This is a genomic window from Isoptericola croceus, from assembly GCF_029382255.1.
Classification (GTDB): Bacteria; Actinomycetota; Actinomycetes; order Actinomycetales; family Cellulomonadaceae; genus Isoptericola; species Isoptericola croceus.
This window is the reverse complement of sequence record NZ_JARLLG010000092.1, coordinates 1-292: the sequence shown is the minus strand read 5'-3', so window position 1 is coordinate 292 and position 292 is coordinate 1. Positions and strand designations below refer to the sequence as shown.

The 292-nt window shown below is 58.9% G+C and carries 1 protein-coding gene; it reads left to right on the top strand.

All coding sequences use genetic code 11. From position 1 onward, the window contains the following. Positions 1-46 precede the first annotated feature (46 nt). Positions 47-292: hypothetical protein (locus tag PZC42_RS24400; RefSeq protein WP_277213985.1), on the top strand; the 246-nt coding region annotated here is incomplete at its 3' end.

Sequence of the window (292 nt, the reverse complement as noted above, 5' to 3'; positions counted from 1 at the left end):
ACTTCTGCTACAGCCTGGAGGTGGGCGGGAACGGGCGGAAGCTGACATGGCAGGGGTGAAGTCCAACCCTTATGAAGTGGAAAACGCTACATGGATGCTGACGGTTTTCAAGTGTTTTGGACAGCACTTCTGCCTGCATTTTGAGGCATTCCTGCTGGGGATGGCACCAGTGTACATGGCGTTCCTGAGGTTCATGGGCGAGGACAGCGAGGCCCGGAACTTCTGCTACAGCCTGGAGGTGGGCGGGAACGGGCGGAAGCTGACATGGCAGGGCATCCCCCGGAGCATCAGG